Annotated in this window: 13 protein-coding genes; 6 read left to right on the top strand and 7 right to left on the bottom strand. The window is 61.2% G+C overall.

Going from position 1 to position 17,654, the window contains the following annotated elements; all coding sequences use genetic code 11:
- Positions 1-21: 21 nt before the first annotated feature.
- Positions 22-1,827 (bottom strand): sodium-extruding oxaloacetate decarboxylase subunit alpha, encoded by a 1,806-nt coding sequence (gene oadA, locus PLD_RS15305; RefSeq protein WP_159894098.1) that lies wholly within the window; start codon positions 1,825-1,827, stop codon positions 22-24.
- Positions 1,828-1,927: 100 nt separating this feature from the next.
- A complete protein-coding gene (locus PLD_RS15300) occupies positions 1,928-3,343 on the bottom strand; it encodes an acetyl-CoA carboxylase biotin carboxylase subunit (RefSeq protein WP_159894096.1) in 1,416 nt (471 codons plus the stop codon).
- A gap of 190 nt (positions 3,344-3,533) precedes the next feature.
- Between PLD_RS15300 and PLD_RS15295 the strand changes: the two genes are divergently transcribed.
- Complete coding sequence (locus tag PLD_RS15295) at positions 3,534-4,496, top strand: LysR family transcriptional regulator (protein ID WP_159894094.1); 963 nt, start codon at positions 3,534-3,536, stop codon at positions 4,494-4,496.
- On the opposite strand, the gene PLD_RS15290 is transcribed toward PLD_RS15295, so the two are convergent.
- A complete protein-coding gene (locus PLD_RS15290; protein ID WP_159894092.1) occupies positions 4,438-4,650 on the bottom strand; it encodes a PA3496 family putative envelope integrity protein in 213 nt (70 codons plus the stop codon). The two genes, PLD_RS15295 and PLD_RS15290, sit on opposite strands and share 59 nt — an antisense overlap.
- Positions 4,651-4,771: 121 nt before the next feature.
- A complete protein-coding gene (locus tag PLD_RS15285) occupies positions 4,772-6,508 on the bottom strand; it encodes a hypothetical protein (RefSeq protein WP_159894090.1) in 1,737 nt (578 codons plus the stop codon).
- Positions 6,509-6,642: 134 nt separating this feature from the next.
- On the opposite strand from PLD_RS15285, the gene PLD_RS15280 reads away from it, so the two are divergent.
- Positions 6,643-7,119, top strand: coding sequence for a hypothetical protein (locus PLD_RS15280; protein ID WP_159894088.1), 477 nt, complete (start codon positions 6,643-6,645; stop codon positions 7,117-7,119).
- 43 nt (positions 7,120-7,162) lie between these two features.
- Here the strand turns inward: PLD_RS15280 and hexR are convergent, their stop codons facing one another.
- Both hexR and PLD_RS15270 read right to left on the bottom strand, forming a co-directional pair.
- On the bottom strand, positions 7,163-8,029 hold the full coding sequence (gene hexR, locus PLD_RS15275) for a transcriptional regulator HexR (RefSeq protein ID WP_011064325.1): 867 nt from the start codon (positions 8,027-8,029) through the stop codon (positions 7,163-7,165).
- Between the two features lie 167 nt (positions 8,030-8,196).
- Positions 8,197-11,061, bottom strand: a complete 2,865-nt coding sequence (locus tag PLD_RS15270) for an EAL domain-containing protein (protein WP_159894086.1) — start codon at positions 11,059-11,061, stop codon at positions 8,197-8,199.
- 247 nt (positions 11,062-11,308) lie between these two features.
- Between PLD_RS15270 and uvrD the strand changes: the two genes are divergently transcribed.
- The 4 genes from uvrD (at position 11,309) to PLD_RS15250 (ending at position 15,624) form a co-directional block, all read left to right on the top strand.
- The gene (uvrD, locus tag PLD_RS15265; RefSeq protein ID WP_159894084.1) at positions 11,309-13,492 is read left to right on the top strand and encodes a DNA helicase II; all 2,184 of its coding nucleotides are present in this window, start codon (positions 11,309-11,311) and stop codon (positions 13,490-13,492) included.
- 106 nt (positions 13,493-13,598) lie between these two features.
- On the top strand, positions 13,599-14,039 hold the full coding sequence (locus PLD_RS15260; protein ID WP_159894082.1) for an EamA family transporter: 441 nt from the start codon (positions 13,599-13,601) through the stop codon (positions 14,037-14,039).
- A gap of 177 nt (positions 14,040-14,216) precedes the next feature.
- Positions 14,217-15,080: a Tim44 domain-containing protein gene (locus PLD_RS15255; RefSeq protein ID WP_159894080.1), complete on the top strand. Its 864-nt coding sequence runs from the start codon at positions 14,217-14,219 to the stop codon at positions 15,078-15,080.
- Between the two features lie 136 nt (positions 15,081-15,216).
- On the top strand, positions 15,217-15,624 hold the full coding sequence (locus tag PLD_RS15250) for an SMI1/KNR4 family protein (RefSeq protein WP_159894078.1): 408 nt from the start codon (positions 15,217-15,219) through the stop codon (positions 15,622-15,624).
- Between the two features lie 53 nt (positions 15,625-15,677).
- On the opposite strand, the gene PLD_RS15245 is transcribed toward PLD_RS15250, so the two are convergent.
- A complete protein-coding gene (locus PLD_RS15245) occupies positions 15,678-17,441 on the bottom strand; it encodes a cation:proton antiporter (RefSeq protein WP_159894076.1) in 1,764 nt (587 codons plus the stop codon).
- Positions 17,442-17,654 lie beyond the last annotated feature (213 nt).

The raw sequence follows: 17,654 nt of genomic DNA, 5'->3' as shown, positions 1-17,654 counted from the left end.
GTTGCAGATAAGGGGCTGAACTCAGCCCTCGATCTCAATCAGGATTTCGCCCGGGTTGACCCGGTCGCCCTTGGCCACGTGGATCGCCACGACCTTGCCGGCGACCGCCGCCTGGACTTCGGTTTCCATCTTCATCGCTTCGGTGATCAGCACCGCCTGGCCGGCCTTGACTACGTCGCCTTGCTTGACCAGCACATCGACGATGTTGCCCGGCATGGTGGTGCTGACATGGCCCGGCTCGCTGGCCTGCTTGCGCTTGCTGCTACCGCCAACAAACTCGTTGAGCGGCTCGAACACCACTTCTTCCGGCATGCCGTCGATGGACAGGTAGAAGTGCCGCTTGCCTTCGGCCTTGACCCCGACACCGGTGATGTCGACGCGGTAGGTTTCACCGTGGACGTCGATGACGAACTCGGTCGGCACGCCTTCACCGCCCGGCTTGCTGACGCCGCCAGCCTCAGGGATCGGCAGCAATACTTCCGGAACCAGGGTGCCGGCCTCACGCTCTTCGAGGAATTTGCGCCCAATGTCCGGGAACATGGCGTAGGTCAGCACGTCTTCCTCGGAATGCGCCAGGGCACCGATTTCGCCGCGCAGCTTGGTCATCTCCGGCTTCAGCAGGTCGGCCGGACGCACGTCGATCACGTCCTCGCTGCCGATGGCCTGGCGCCGCAGGTTTTCGTCCACCTGACCCGGGGCCTTGCCGTAGCCGCCTTGCAGGTACAGCTTCACTTCGTTGGTGATGGTCTTGTAGCGCTCGCCGGCCAGGACGTTGAAGAACGCCTGGGTGCCGACGATCTGCGAAGTCGGGGTCACCAGCGGCGGGTAGCCCAGGTCGTGACGCACCCGTGGGATTTCCGCCAGCACTTCGCCCATGCGGTTGAGCGCGCCCTGCTCTTTCAACTGGTTGGCGAGGTTGGAAATCATCCCGCCCGGCACCTGGTTGACTTGCACCCGGGTGTCGACCGCGGTGAATTCGCTTTCGAACTGGTGGTACTTCTTGCGCACGGCGTAGAAGTACAGGCCAATCTCTTGTAGCAGCTCCAGATCGAGGCCGGTGTCGAATTCACTGCCTTTAAGGGCCGCGACCATCGACTCGGTGCCCGGGTGGCTGGTGCCCCAGGCGAAGCTGGAGATGGCAGTGTCGATATGCTCGGCGCCGTTCTCGATGGCCTTGAGCTGGCACATGGCAGCCAGGCCGGCGGTGTCGTGGGAGTGGATGAACACTGGCAGCGACAGCTCGGCCTTCAGCGCCTTGACCAGCTCGCCGGTGGCGTAAGGGGTCAGCAGGCCGGCCATGTCCTTGATCGCGATGGAGTCGCAACCCATGGCTTGCATCTGCTTACCCTGGGCCACGAAGGCCTCGATGGTGTGCACCGGGCTGGTGGTGTAGGCAATGGTGCCCTGGGCGTGCTTGCCGGCGGCTTTCACCGCTTCGATGGCCACCCGCAGGTTACGCACGTCGTTCATGGCGTCGAAGATGCGGAATACATCGATGCCGTTGACCGCTGCCTTGGCCACAAAGGCTTTGACCACGTCGTCGCTGTAGTGGCGGTAGCCCAGCAGGTTCTGGCCGCGCAGGAGCATTTGCAGACGGGTGTTGGGCAGCGCCGCGCGCAGTTTGCGCAGGCGCTCCCAGGGGTCTTCCTTGAGGAAACGCACGCAGGCGTCGAAGGTCGCGCCCCCCCAGACTTCCAGGGACCAGTAGCCGACTTTGTCCAGCTTGTCGCAGATCGGCAGCATGTCTTCGGTGCGCATGCGGGTGGCCAGCAGCGATTGGTGAGCGTCGCGCAGGATGGTGTCGGTAACGAAGATCTTCTTAGTCATTGGTATCTCCTCATAGCTGCAAGCTCTGAGCTACAAGCCGCCAGTAAAAGCCGATCAGCTCTGACTTGGCGCTTGTGGCTAAAAGCTTGCCGCTGCTTATTCAAAGGCCTGCGTGGGCGGCGATGGCGGCGGCGATGGCCAGGGCCAGCTCTTCGGGTTTGCGCTTGATCGAGTAATTGGTCAGTTCCGGATGGCTCTCAACGAAGCTGGTGTTGAACTGACCGCTACGAAATTCCGGGTTACGGAGGATTTCCTGGTAGTAGGCGGCGGTGGTCTTGACCCCTTGCAAGCGCATGTCGTCCAGGGCGCGCAGGCCACGGTCCATCGCTTCTTCCCAGGTCAGGGCCCAGACCACCAGCTTCAGGCACATGGAGTCGTAGAACGGCGGAATGGTGTAACCGGTGTAGATCGCCGTGTCGGTACGCACGCCGGGGCCGCCGGGGGCGTAGTAACGGGTGATCTTGCCGAAGCTGGGGAGGAAGTTGTTCTTCGGGTCCTCAGCGTTGATGCGAAACTGCAACGCGAAACCACGGTGCAGGATGTCTTCCTGCTTGACCGAAAGCGGCAGGCCCGAGGCGATGCGGATCTGTTCGCGGACGATGTCGATGCCGGTGATTTCCTCGGTGATGGTGTGTTCAACCTGCACCCGGGTGTTCATCTCCATGAAGTACACCTCGCCCTCGGCGAGCAGAAACTCCACGGTGCCGGCGTTCTCGTAGCCCACGGCCTTGGCCGCGCGCACCGACAGGTCGCCGATGTAGGCGCGCTGTTCCGGGGTCAGCTGCGGGCTCGGGGCGATCTCGATGAGCTTCTGGTTGCGGCGCTGGATCGAACAGTCGCGCTCGAACAGGTGCACCACGTTGCCAAAGCTGTCGCCAAGGACCTGCGCTTCGATGTGCTTGGGATTGACGATGCACTTTTCCAGGAACACTTCCGCCGAACCAAAGGCCTTGGTGGCTTCGGAAATCACCCGAGGGAACGCCTGCTCCAGCTCTTCGCGGCTGTTACAGCGCCGGATGCCACGACCGCCGCCACCAGACGTGGCCTTGAGCATCACCGGGTAACCGATGCGATCGCCTTCAGACAGGGCTTCGTGGATATCCGCCACGTTGCCTTCAGTGCCCGGGGTCACCGGCACGCCGGCCTTGATCATGCTGCGACGGGCTTCGGTCTTGTCGCCCATGCGGCGGATGACTTCCGCCGACGGGCCAATGAACTTGACTCCACGTTCGGCGCAGATTTCCGCCAGTTCGGCATTTTCCGAGAGAAAACCATAGCCGGGATGCAAGGCGTCGCAACCGGTTTCCACCGCCAGGTTCACCAGTTTGCGTGGGTTCAGGTAGCCGGCCAGTGGCTCGGCGCCAATGCTGTGGGCCTCATCCGCACGCTTGACATGCAGGGCATGGCGATCGGCCTCGGAAAAGATCGCGACCGAACGGATGCCCATCTCGGCGCAGGCACGCACGATTCGTACGGCAATCTCACCACGGTTGGCGATCAGGATCTTTTTTATCACTTGGAGGTTCCCTTGAGCCGTTGGAACAAACGACCCGCTAGACCGAGTCGGCGCGTGACCAAATGTTTCAAGTCAGTCGCCGCGTCACACTAGCTCTGCGGAGGGATTAACAAAAATCAATAATTATTGGGTTGGGCATAAGTAAAGACTTATAGTCGTGCCACCAGCCCCAGGCGTGAGCACTCCAGAAATGCGTAAGTCCTTGATGAGACTGACATTACGTCAATTGCAGATTTTCAATGAAGTCTGCGATCTGCGCTCCTACAGTCGCGCCGCCGAAGAAATGAATCTCACCCAGCCGGCGGTCAGCCTGCAGATCCGTCAGCTGGAGGAACTGATCGGCCAGCCGTTGTTCGATTACGTCGGCAAGAAGCTCTACATGACTGAAGCCGCCGAAGCCCTGCAGCGGGCCAGCCGGGATATCTTCGGGCGCCTGGAAAACCTCGACATGCAGCTCTCGGACATGCAGGGCTCACTGCAGGGCCAGCTCAAGCTGGCGGTGGAATCCAGCGCCAAGTACTTTGTCCCGCACCTGTTCGCCGCCTTCAAGCGCCAACACCCGGAAGTCCACCTGCAACTGACCGTGGTCAACCGTGCCCAGGTGATCCGCCGCCTCTCGGACAACCGCGATGACCTGGTGATCATGTCCATGGTGCCCCAGGACATGGAGCTGGAGTTCCTGCCGTTTCTCAACAACCCGATCGTCGCCGTGGCCCCCCCGGATCATCCGTTGAGCCACCTGGGAGCGCTGCGCCTGCAAGACCTTGAGCCTTACACCCTGGTGCTGCGCGAACAGGGCTCGGGTACGCGCCTGGCGTGCGAGGAGTACTTCAAGGAAAAGCGCGTGCACTTCACCCAGATTCTCGAAGTATCGTCGGCCGAGGCTCAGCGTGAGTGCGTGCGAGCGGGTCTGGGCGTGGCCTTGCTGACGCGCCACGCCCTGAACCTTGAGTTGGCGACCGGCGGCTTGATCGAGTTGCCGGTCGAAGAGCTGCCATTGCTGCGCAGCTGGTGCCTGGTACAGGCCAAAGCCAAACGCCTGTCACCGGTAGCGCATGCGTTCCTGGGATTCATCCGCAGCGAACGGATGCAGATCAGCGGGCTGGTTGAGCGCTTCGACGGGAAGCCACGGGTGCTGCCTGCCAGTAATTGATGGCCTCGATATCCGGGTAATCGTTGATTTGCTGCTGCAACTGACGCAGTTCGAAGCGGTGTTCGATCGCACGGCGAAATTCCATGCGCCGTTGGTCTTCCTGCTGACGACGGGTTTTGACGACGCTGCTGCTCTCTTCGTAAGGCCGGGCCATTTCGAGTCTCCCAATGCGAGTACGGGAGTTTCACGATGCATCACCCCGATGACAGTTGTACGTCAGCGGGGTAACAGAACGATGAAGCTGGCGTGCCCAACGGACAACCAACCGGCCATGCTCAATGGGCCCGCTGCAAATCGTCTCGGTAACGATCCGGGTTCAAGGCTTTCAAGATCAGTTTCTTCCGGGCTTCGGGCAACTGGTAATACGCCTGTAAGTGCGGGTTCAACCGAAAGTACAGCTTGCGGCTGCCGAATAGCGTCTGCGCATACAGGTGTTCATCGCGCAAGACCTCATAAGGCGTGGCGCTATACATGCTCAACACCGAGCGCCCCCGGTCCTTGCTCTTGATGGCTTTGCAGATCAGCTTGCCGAACCCTGCCTCATCGCTTCCCGCCCCCAACAAGTTGAAGAACTCGCCCATCAATCCGTTGAGCTTTTTCAACGGGTTGCAGTAAATCTCCCGGGAGATTCGCGCCAGTTCCAACATATCCCTGTTGAACGCCTTGATCGAGGAAAACACGGCTTGCACCGGGGCCGGCCACTCAGGCGGCTTGCTATATGGGGTGAAGACCGTCGGGAACGCCACGCGCAGTTCGGCAACCTGCTGCTCCGATTCGATCCTGTAGCTGATCAGCGGGTTCTGGTATCCGTGTGGCAGAGGCATCTCCTGCATCACCTCCAAGGCAATGGCATAGGATGCGGCAAAGAACCCCACCCGCCCCAACTGCTGTTTTTCAGAGTACGGCAAGACCTTCCGATAAAACGCCAAGGACCGGGCAGCTTCGCCACTCTCCAGTGCCAAGACGGCCCGTGCCTGCCATGCGAAGGCCTCAAACAGCTGGTAATCCGGATGCTGCTCCAGCTTCGAGAATGCCTGCTCTATCGCTACGGGGTCCCGGGGCTCCTCTTCGATGGCCAGGACGAGTTGGTGCAAGGGTTCGAACTCCTCCACCGACCGTGCGGCGACTTGCTCGGAAAAGACGTCAAACAGCTGCTGAAGATGGTCATTTTCACTGGCATCCAGCGATCTCGAAACAATGAAGCCATCAAACAGCCCGATATGCGAAGTTGCCAGTCGGTCGGACTCCCCACATCCGCAGACTGCTTCGTAGTGATGACGAAAACGCTCTACCAGGGTGGCTTTCGAATCCGTCTGGACGGACTCATACATGCTCGAAAAACGACTGAGCGCAGTCGCCGCCGTATAGGCACAACGAAGGGTACCCAACAGTTCCAGTTGCGCTGCTACCGTCAGCTTGCTAGATGAAATTTCCGCGCTCAGGCCCTCGATCTCGGCATTGATCGTGGAGAGTTTCTTATGGGATTTATCGCTGACCTTGTCCAGGGCATAAAAAAAATCCGTCGTTTCTACCCCGGCCGGTACCAGGCCTTTTACGTAGCCCTTCAACGAAGAAGCTCGCATGTCATTGGCCCCGTGGCTGACCAGCAGTGTGTGGAAATGATAAAGCATCGTTCGAGGAGAAAGCCTGGTGTGAATTCGATGCAGAAGTACGGCCAACTGCGGAAGGACCCAGGTATCCAGGAATCGAGCTATTCCTGTTTCGTAATCCTGGTAAGTGATGATCGGACGTGACTTCAATATCGAGACCACATGCTCGTATTGACTCAGATAGTGCTGAAGCGTAGCGGCCAGCGCCTTGTCGTCCTGTACCAGATACTTGAGTAGATCCGGCAGCAGCCCCTGCTCCACCTCATTGTTTTTCCTGAAGTACAGCTTCTGCTTGCCCTCATAGGACCTAAGCTCGGAAAAGCCATCGGTAGCGGCAGTCAACAGCCCTGCCCCCCGGCACAGCACTTCGAAGACCTCAAAATACGCTGGAATCCTGACCATTGACTGTGGCTCCTTGAAAAATGGACACCGCCTCCACGGATTTCCGGTCCCCCGAAAAATGCCCGCTCTCTATTATCCCTCCCGCACCACCTAGCTGGACAAACCAATCCCTACGCCCTTTTTGGAGAGCCCCCATGACCACACCAGAACACGAAAAAACACCCGATCAAACACCTGCCAGGCAACCCACGGCCTTCAGCCAGGGGAAAGATGACGCCCTCGCCGCCCTCAGCGCCAATCAAAACCCAGGGCCAGCGCCTGAGGCTCCTGCCGACCCCGATGAGGTTGATGAAATCTTCGATGAGATCGTCGAACAGCAGGAACTCCTGGAAAGAATCCACGCCAACCTGGACAAAAAACAACGCCGTATCGATGACCTGTCAGACGATGACACTTGCTACGAAGGCTATGGCGAGGAGTTGGTAAGGCTTGAAGAGGCCAGCGAGCAATTGCTGGCCGCAGAGAGGTTGCTGAGCTTCAAGCCGGACAACGCGGCCCTGAACCAGGCCCGTAGCCTCAGCGAAGACGCGGCGGGCACCCTGGTGGAAGTCAAGCCGAAAGACCTTGATGACCAAGATCAGGACGACGCCCCGTCGCCCTACCCCGAGTGACCAGCCAGGCAATGCCGACGCCGTCGGCATCGCGCCTCCAGACTCAATCGTCCAGGGCTTTGACCGACTTGGGCGACAGGCGCAGGCTGCGAAGGCTGCGCTTGACGCTCTTGAGGTGATTCACCAGGCTCGGGCCGCGAGCCATGGCCACGCCCATGGCCAGCACGTCGATCACCACCAGGTGAGCAATGCGCGAGGTCAGCGGGGTGTAGATCTCGGTGTCTTCGTGGACGTCGATGGCCAGGTTGACCGTGGACAACTCGGCCAACGGCGTCTGGCTCGGGCACAGGGTAATCAGCGAGGCGCCGCTCTCGCGCACCAGGTTGGCGGTGATCAGCAGATCCTTGGAACGCCCGGACTGGGAAATGCAGATGGCCACATCGGTGGGCTTCAAGGTCACCGCCGACATCGCCTGCATGTGCGGGTCGGAATAGGCCGCCGCGGTCAGCAGCAGGCGGAAGAACTTGTGCTGGGCATCCGCCGCCACCGCACCCGAAGCGCCGAAGCCGTAGAACTCCACGCGCTGGGCCTGGGACATGGCGGTCACCGCCTGTTGCAGAGCCACCGGATCGAGCTTCTCGCGAACCTCCATCAGGGTGTGCAGGGTGGTGTCGAAGATCTTCAGGCTGTAGTCGGCGACAGAGTCGTCTTCATGAATCGCGAACTGACCGAAGCTGGCTCCGGCGGCGAGGCTCTGGGCCAGCTTGAGCTTCAGGTCCTGGAAACCCGAGCAGCCAATGGCCCGGCAAAAGCGCACGATGGTCGGCTCGCTGATGCCCACGCTGTGGGCCAGATCCGCCATGGAACTGTGCATCACGGCCGCAGGATCAAGGAGCACGTGATCGGCGACCTTGAGTTCCGACTTGCGTAACAAATGACGTGACTGGGCGATGTGCTGCAACAGGTTCAAAGGGCTGGACTCATTGTTGTTGGCTGACGCCGGAGATGTAGCAAGCTTGTAGTTATACTACAGGAATCGGCTTTTTGCCTGCTCAATGCATCACGAAGTTACCTGCCTACCCCCCATTTTCAGCCGGGTACGACTTATGTAGCCGTTGCGGCGTGTGCCAAGAGCGGTTACCGGGTCTGGGCCTGCAACAACAGCGCGAGCCCTTCGGCGTTCACCGGCCGGCTGATCAGGTAGCCCTGCACTTCATCGCACTGTTCAGCCCGCAGGAAGGTCATTTGCGCCGGATCCTCAACCCCTTCGGCCACCACTTTGAGCGACAACCCGTGCGCCATGGCGATGATCGCCCGGGTGATCGCCGCGTCTTCGCCGCCTTCGGCCAGACCACGAATAAAGGCCTGATCGATCTTCACGTAGTCCACCGGAATCCGCTTGAGATAACTCAGCGACGAGTACCCCGTGCCAAAGTCGTCGATGGCCAGCTTCACCCCCAGGTCACGCAGTTGCTGGAAGGTCGCAATGATGTGTTCGACGCTGTCGAGCAATTGACTTTCTGTCAGCTCCAACTCCAGGAACTGCGGCGCCAGGCCGGTTTCTTCCAACACTTGGCGCACCAGGCTTACCAGCTTGCCCTGACGCAACTGATACACCGACAGGTTGACCGACACACGAATCGGCGCCAGGCCCTGTCGCTGCCATTCACAGGCTTGCCGACAGGCCTCGCGCAGCACGAACTCGCCGATGGGGGCGATCAGCCCGGTTTCTTCCGCCAGGCCGATAAAGTCCCCGGGGGGCACCCGGCCCATGGTCGGATGCTCCCAGCGCACCAGGGCTTCGGCGGCGTTCAAGCGCCCGGAGCTCAGGCATAGCTTGGGTTGGTAGAAGACCATCAACTGGCCCTCGTCGATGGCCTTGCGTAGCTGGTTTTCCAGTTGCAGACGCTCCAGGGTGCTGGCTTGCAGGCTCTCGGTATAGAACTGGAAGTTATTGCCACCCAGGTGCTTGGCGTGGGCCATGGCCATGTTCGCCTGACTCACCAGGGCCGCGATCTCCCGAGCACTGTCGGGCAGCATGCTGATGCCAATGGACGCGCTGACCACCAGTTCGTGGCCGTCAACGGTGATCGGCAGGCGCAGCTTGCTCAGCAGCCGGGTGGCCACCCGGGTCAGGCTCGACAGGCTGCCGTAGGCGTCGAACAGCACGGCGAATTCATCTCCGGACAGCCGGCTAATGGTGTCGGCTTCCGGCAAGGCGTTGACCAGTCGCCGAGCCATTTTCTGCAACAACTGGTCGGCCACCTCATGACCGAGGCTATCGTTGAGCAGCTTGAAGCGATCCAGATCGATGTGCAGCAACGCCAGGCTACGCCCGCCCTGGCGCACGCGCTGATGGGCTTCGCACAGGCGCTCGCGAAACAGCGAACGGTTGGCCAGCCCAGTAAGCTCGTCGTAATGGGTGAGATAGCGCATGCGCTCCTCGGATTCGCGCCGGGCTGAAAGATCGGCGAAGAAGCCCACGATATGCCGGACTTTTCCTCGTTTATCCCGCACCACATTCAACTGCAGCCACTGCGGATAAAGCTCGCCATTCTTACGCGCCTCCACCAATTCCCCCTGCCAACTGCCGTGCTGTTCCAAGGCCTGGTGGATCAACGGGTAGTGGCGCCGGGCATCGCGGCTGCAGGACAGCTCCACCACATTGCGCCCGAGCATGTCTTCGATCTGGTAGCCGGTGACCTGGCTGAAGGCCTGATTGACCGCCAGCAGGGTGTAATCCGGGTCGAGGATGACAATGCCTTCGCTGGCCGCTTCGAACACTGTGGCCGCCAGGTTGCGCTGCACTTCCAGCTCCTTTTCGGCGCTGATGTCGCGGCGGGTGCCGACCATGCGCAGCACCCGCCCGTCGCGGCCGCGCTCCACCGCACGGCCGCGGTCCTCGATCCACACCCAGTGGCCGGCGCCGTGGCGCAGCCGGTATTCCACCTGATAATCCTCGCTGCGGCCCTTGAGGTGCTCCACCAGGGCCCGCTTGAGCAGCGGCAGGTCCTCAGGGTGCAGGCGCGGCTTGAGATGGCGGAGCATCGCCGTGACGTCTTCGGGCTCCAGGCCGAACAGCTCTTTGATCTGAGTGTGATGGACCTCATCGGTTTGCAGGTTCCAGTCCCATAACCCCAGCTCGCTGGCGCTCAGGGCCAGGGCCAGGCGCGCTTCGCTCTTGCTCAGGGCCTGATTGGCCGCGTCCAGTTCCAGGCTGCGCTGGGCCACCCGCTGCTCCAGACCTGTCTGGGCTTCTCGCAGTTGTTCCTCGGCACGCCGGCGCTGCTCCACTTCCCGGGCCAGCTCACGGTTGAGCTGGCCGCTGCGGCTCTGAGCGTCTTGTAAATGTTCGATCAACGCCTGGTTCTGAAAACGCCGCAAAAGGCCTCGCTGGATCAGACCATTGACTTGCCAGGCCACCACACTCAACGAGACCAGCAGAATCAGCCCCAGCCAGCCCCAGCCGCGCTGCTGTTCATCACCGCCCCAGAACAGGTAGGCGATGGCCGGCAGCAGGCAAGGCAGGGTGAAGGATAGAAAAGCCTGCAGGCTAACCGCATACGCCACGCTGGCCGAGAGAATCGCCGCGCCAATCAGGCCGAAGACCCAGGCCTGCTGCATGAAACTGTCGGTGGGTGCCAGGGCGATGCCGGCGCAGGCCAGAGTCAGACCGCTGACCGTCGAGCCCAGGAGGAACATGCGTCGCCAGACCGGCTGCGCCTGACGGCTGGGAATCGCCGAATCGAAGGCCGCGACCTGAATCACCCGCAAGGCCGCCAGGGCCAGCAGCCAGACCATCCACACACTGAGCAATAGATAGCGCGCCGGGCTCCACAGCAGCCAAGTGCAGACCAGGCCGTTGAGCAGCATGAACAGAGTCGGCAGCAGCGAGCCCTGATACAGCAGACGCGTGCGCGCAACGGCCATCTCGACGGCATAGTGCTGGCGTATGACCCGCGGCTCCACAACAGGGCCAAACAGGTCGGGGTCAAGGGTCATAGGCAGTGTTCTTATAATGGTTGAGCCTGAAACGTCGGCGGAGCATACACAAGCAAACGCCCGAGCCAAACTGCTCAGGATCATAAAACCGATAAAACAAATCCTGGCGCAATCGATCTGGAAAGTGTCCAGCCGGGCAGCACCCATGGCTGCAGCCTGTGACTCGCCAGTCGTCCTCAAGCGTTGTTTTATCGGCTTATGCAAAGCCGGGTTTGCCCGGGGTGACGCGGCCCCCTAGAATGCCCCGATGCGCGATGATCTCTCCCTCCTGTTGAACTCCCTCAACGATGCCCAACGCCAGGCCGTAGCCGCCTCCGTGGGTCGTCAGTTGGTCCTGGCCGGTGCTGGCTCCGGCAAAACCCGTGTGCTGGTGCACCGTATCGCCTGGTTGATCCAGGTCGAAAATGCCTCGCCCCACTCGATCCTGTCGGTGACCTTCACCAACAAGGCCGCCGCCGAGATGCGCCACCGCATCGAACAACTGCTGGGCATCAACCCGGCGGGCATGTGGGTCGGCACCTTCCACGGCCTGGCCCACCGCCTGTTGCGGGCCCACTGGCAGGAAGCGGGCCTGAGCCAGACCTTCCAGATCCTCGACAGCGACGACCAGCAACGCCTGGTCAAGCGGGTGATCCGCGAGCTGGGCCTGGACGAACAACGCTGGCCGGCCCGTCAGGCCCAGTGGTTCATCAACGGCCAGAAAGACGAGGGCCTGCGCCCGCAACATATCCAGGCCAGCGGCGACCTGTTCCTGGCCACCATGCGCAGCATCTATGAGGCCTACGAGGCCGCGTGCCTGCGTGCCGGGGTCATCGATTTCTCCGAACTGCTGCTGCGCGCCCTGGACCTGTGGCGCGACCACCCCGGTTTGCTGGCGCACTATCAGAAGCGTTTCCGCCACGTGCTGGTGGACGAGTTCCAGGACACCAACGCCGTGCAATACGCTTGGCTGCGGCTGCTGGCCCAGGGTGGCGACAGCCTGATGGTGGTGGGCGACGACGACCAGTCGATCTACGGCTGGCGCGGGGCGAAAATCGAGAACATCCATCAGTATTCCGCCGACTTCCCGGACACCGAAGTGATCCGCCTGGAGCAAAACTACCGCTCCACCGCCGGCATCCTCAAGGCCGCCAACGCCCTGATCGCCAACAACACCGGGCGCCTGGGCAAGGAGCTGTGGACCGACGGCGGTGACGGCGAAGCCATCAACCTGTACGCCGCCTTCAACGAGCACGATGAAGCCCGCTACGTGGTGGAAACCATCGAGAGCGCGCTGAAAACCGGCATGGCCCGCAGCGACATCGCCATTCTCTATCGCTCCAACGCCCAATCCCGGGTGCTGGAAGAAGCTCTGCTGCGCGAGCGCATTCCGTACCGCATCTATGGCGGCCAGCGCTTCTTCGAGCGGGCCGAAATCAAGAACGCCATGGCTTACCTGCGCTTGCTGGAAGGCCGTGGCAACGACGCGGCCCTGGAGCGGGTGATCAACGTGCCGGCCCGGGGCATCGGCGAGAAGACCGTCGAAGCCATTCGCGACCACGCCCGCCACGCCGATGTGTCGATGTGGGAAGCCATGCGCCAACTGGTGGCCAATAAAGGCCTGACCGGTCGCGCGGCCGGCGCCCTTGGGGCCTTCATCGAACTGATCGAGAACCTCGCCGCCAAGACCCTGGAAATGCCCCTGCACCTGATGACTCAGACGGTGATCGAGCAGTCAGGGCTGATCGCCTACCACGAAGCGGAAAAAGGCGAAAAAGGTCAGGCCCGGGTGGAAAACCTTGAAGAACTGGTGAGCGCTGCGCGCAACTTCGAAAACACCGAAGAAGACGAGGATCTGACCCCCCTGGCGGCCTTCCTCGGCCACGCCTCCCTGGAAGCCGGCGACACCCAGGCCGACGAGCACGAAGACAGCGTGCAGTTGATGACCCTGCACAGCGCCAAAGGCCTGGAGTTCCCCTACGTGTTCTTGGTGGGCATGGAAGAAGGCCTGTTCCCGCACAAGATGAGCCTGGAGGAGCCCGGCCGTCTTGAGGAAGAACGCCGTCTGGCCTACGTGGGCATCACCCGGGCCATGCAGAACCTGGTGATGACCTACGCGGAAACCCGTCGCCTGTACGGCAGCGAGACCTACAACAAGGTGTCGCGCTTCGTCCGCGAGGTGCCCAAGGGGCTGATCCAGGAAGTGCGCCTGTCCAACAGCGTCAGCCGGCCTTTCGGCGGTGGCCAGTCGCGGAGCACCAGCAGCCTGTTTGGCGGCAGCGAGATTCCGGACACCGGCCTGAGCCTGGGCCAGGCGGTACGGCACTCGGTGTTCGGAGACGGGGTGATCCTCAATTTCGAAGGCGCCGGTGCCCAGGCCCGGGTCCAGGTCAACTTCAGTGAAGGCAGCAAATGGCTGATGCTCGGCTACGCCAAGCTGGAAGCCATCTAACCCCACCCGACCGCAGGGGCCGGCGTACCGGCGAATCTCACTGGCGAAGCACCCCTTCGCCGATTCGCCGGCGCCTCCAGGTCAGTGCAGAAAAGGCAGTGCGAACATGGGTTCAGGCTTTTTTTCCTCATGGACATTCTGGGCCCTGTTGTCAGCGACCTTCGCGGCGTTAACGGCGATCTTTGCCAAAGTCGGCATCGAGAACGTCAATTCAGACTTCGCTACCCTGCTGCGCACCGTGGTGGTGCTGGTGAGCCTGGCGCTGATTTTGTACGCAACGGGCCAATATCAGTCGTTGGGATCAATTTCCGCCAAGAGCTACCTGTTCCTGCTGCTCTCGGGGCTGGCCACCGGCGCGTCCTGGCTGTGTTACTTCCGCGCCCTGAAACTAGGTCCTGCTTCGCTGGTGGCCCCCGTGGACAAACTCAGCGTGGTGTTGGTCGCCCTCATCGGCGTGGCGCTGCTGGGAGAACGACTCGATCTGCGGCAATGGGTCGGAATCGGCCTGATTACCGCAGGCGTGGTGCTGCTGGCACTGCGACGCTGAAGCACTTCGCAAGCCCCCACAAACGCATCCCGACGCCTAAACAGCACATCGACGAGCCTGACGCCGGGTAAAACTGAACCCAGCCTGTCAGGCAAAAGCCCGAAACATTATGCCGCTCGCCACTGATACGCCACCTGTGCACTATGGCGCGCGTGCCATCCACAATGAGACCCCTTTATGAAACGTTTTCTTAGCATCGCCATGGCGCTGTGCATCGGCCTGACAATGAGCCTCGACGCCAACGCCAAGCGCTTTGGTGGCGGCAAAAGTGCCGGCGCGGCGCCCACTCACCAAACTCGCCAGGCGGCGCCCGCCACTCCGGGCGCTCCCGCTGCTGCCACCGCTGGCGCAGCCGGTGCCGCGGCCAAGGCGGGTGGTGCTTCACGCTGGCTCGGCCCTCTGGCCGGTATCGCCGCCGGCGGCCTGCTGGCCTCCATGTTCATGGGTGACGGCTTCCAGGGCATGCAGATCTTCGACATCCTGATCATGGCGGTCATCGCCTTTGTGATCTTCCGCTTCATCGCCGCACGTCGTCGCAAGCAGCAGGAGCAATTCGCTCCGGCAGGTCATGCGCCCATGCAGCGTGAGGCCTTCGAACCTCAGCCACCGGCTGGCGGCTCGATCTTCGGTGGCTCGGCCGCGCCTGCTGCGCGTCCGGTGATCAACGCTCCGGCCTGGTTCAATGAAGAGCGCTTCATCGAAGCCGCGCGCAACCACTTCCAGTCCCTGCAGCAACACTGGGACGCCAACGAAATGGACAAGATCGCCGAGTTCGTCACCCCGCAGATGCTGCAGTTCCTCAAGCAGGAACGTACCGATCTGGGCGACGGCTTCCAGTCCACCTACATCGACAACCTGCAAGTGCAGCTGGAAGGCGTGGATGACCGTGCCGACAAGACCATCGCCACCCTGACCTTCAGCGGTGTCTCGAAGACTTCGCGCTTCGACCAGGGCGAAGCGTTCAGCGAAAGCTGGAACATGGAACGCGCCCAGGGCGACAACCAGCCATGGCTGGTGGCAGGTATTCGCCAGAACGGTTGATGCATGCCGTTGTCACAGCAGTAAGGCAAAACCCCGACTCAGGTCGGGGTTTTGCATTTCACGATTGCACTTATAGCGAGCTACTGTATAAACCGCCGTCAAACAACCGCGCCATTGAGCTAAGAGGACCCAGGCCGTGGAAGAAGTCATCGAACAACTCCGTGAAGCCAACGAACCGGTACCCGTCCCCCTGGAACTGCCGGACGAAGACCTGCTGGTGGAAATTGAGGAACAGCTGTTCATCAATATCCCGTTCGTCTTCAAAGAGTTCCTGTTGACGGTCAGCGATGTGGTTTACGGCAGCCTGGAGCCAGTCACCACCACCGACCCGCAATCCCATACCTACCTGCCGGAAGTGGCCGCGACCGCCTGGGACCTGGGCGTACCACGTGAGCTGATCCCGATCTGCCAGGACGGTGACGACTACTACTGCGTCGAAGAAGACGGCACCGTGGTGCTGTGGTCCGGCGAGGAAGAGCTGATCACCGAAGAGTCCTGGGAATCGGTGTGGCACTGGGCGCGGGACGTGTGGCTGGAAAGCTGAGTACCCCCCCTGTTTGAACCGACTCGCCAGCGCCCGGCTGGCGAGCGGCAAGGTCAGTGGCCACTGTTGTCCTTGCTGTGATCAAAGGTTTCGATCAGCGCCACCTGCATTCGCGTATGTACGCGGATGAACCAACGCCAGAGCACCGCCGCCACCGCTGCCGCCACCACGGCGATCAAAACCAGCAACTCCAGGGTCGGCAGGATGCTCGACGACAGCGCCGCCAGCAGCAGGAAAATCACCAGCAACGACAGAATCGGGATCACCTCGGCAATCACCCGACGCACCCGCTGAGTGTGGCGCCCGGCCATTTCCGCCTTGACCCCCATCTCCGCCAGCAACATCGACAGCGCCTTGAGCTTGCGGTACGCAGCAATCAGGAACGGCAGCGACAGCAGCAAGGCTGCGCCCCAGATCAACGCCTTTTGCCAGCTTGGTTCGGCTATCCAGTCCGCTAGATACGCGCCAATGCGCTTGGCGAAATAGCCGCCGGAAAAGAAGATCGCCACCACCAGCGCCAGGTTCACCCCGACTTGCAGGAGGATCTTACGAATCATCGACGCCAACAGCGCGCCCTCGCCCTGAGGCTGGATACTGCGCAACCACTCACCGTACAGGCTCAGCACCCGGCTCAAGCGCTTAGGCAGCACCCCCGCCAGCTTCAGCGACAACGGATCGGCGGCTCGAATCAGGTACGGCGTCAACAAGGTGGTAACGGCCGATACCGCAACCGCTACCGGATAGAGGAAGTCGCTGGTGACCTGCAGGGTCATGCCCAGGGCGGCGATGATGAACGAAAATTCACCAATCTGTGACAGGCCCATACCCACCCGCAGCGAGGTCCGTCCGTCGTTGCCGGCGATAAAGGCACCCAGACCGCAGGACAGCATCTTGCCCAGCACCACCGCCACGCTGATCACGGCAATCGGCCAAGCGTATTGCCAGAGAATCTGCGGGTCGATCATCAGCCCGATGGCGACGAAGAAGATGGCGCTGAACAGGTCGCGAACCGGTTCAATCAGCCGCTCGATCTTCAGCAACTGGCGGGACTCGGCCATGATCGCACCGATCAGGAAGGCGCCCAGGACCATGCTGTACTCCAGCTTCACCACCAGCAGGCAGAAGCCGAAACACAGCCCCAGCACCGTGATCAGCAGCATCTCGTTGCTGTCGAACCTGGCCACGTAGGCTAAGAGGCGCGGCACCAGCAGAATGCCGATCACCAGCGCCACGACCATGAACAACGAGAGCTTGCCGACCGTGGAAAACACCTCGCCGGAACTCACCGTGCCACTGACCGCGATACTCGACAGCAAGGCGATGATGCCGATGCCGAGAATGTCCTCGACGATCAGCACGCCAAAGATCAATTGCGCGAAGCGCTCGTTCTTCATCTTCAAGTCATTGAGCGCCTTGACGATGATGGTGGTGGAGGAAATGGCCAGGATCGCGCCGAGGAACAGCGAATCCATGGTGCTCCAATCGAACCAGCGACCGATCTCGTAGCCGATCCAGATCATCAGGACGATTTCCAGGAAGGCCGCGATAAACGCCGTGGCCCCGACCTTGAACAGCTTGCGCAGGCTGAACTCCAGCCCCAGGCAGAACATCAGGAAAATCACCCCCAACTCCGCCAGGGTCTTGATGGTCTGCTCGTCGTGGATCAGGCCGAAAGGCGGCGTGTGCGGGCCGATGATGAAGCCGGCAACGATGTAGCCCAGCACCACAGGCTGCTTGAATCGATGAAAGAGAATGGTCACCACGCCTGCGACCAACATGATCACGGCCAGATCCTGAATGAAGCTGATGGCATGCATGGTCAGGGTTCTCCTTGAATGCTGGGCGGCGCAAATCGCCTAATAAAATGCTCTGGTCGGCAGTAGGAAATATCCTGAATAGTTATCGGAAAATGCCCTGAAACGGGTGTTTTGCAGGTTAACACTGCGACTTGTGGCAGAAAGGCGGTGCAATATATGGAAACAGATGCACTTGAGCGTGACGGCGTGGCGCAGCCCGGCGTCCCGTTATCG

This window comes from Pseudomonas sp. LD120, assembly GCF_009861525.1.
Taxonomy (GTDB): domain Bacteria; phylum Pseudomonadota; class Gammaproteobacteria; order Pseudomonadales; family Pseudomonadaceae; genus Aquipseudomonas.
This window is presented reverse-complemented; position numbering and strand designations above follow the sequence as displayed.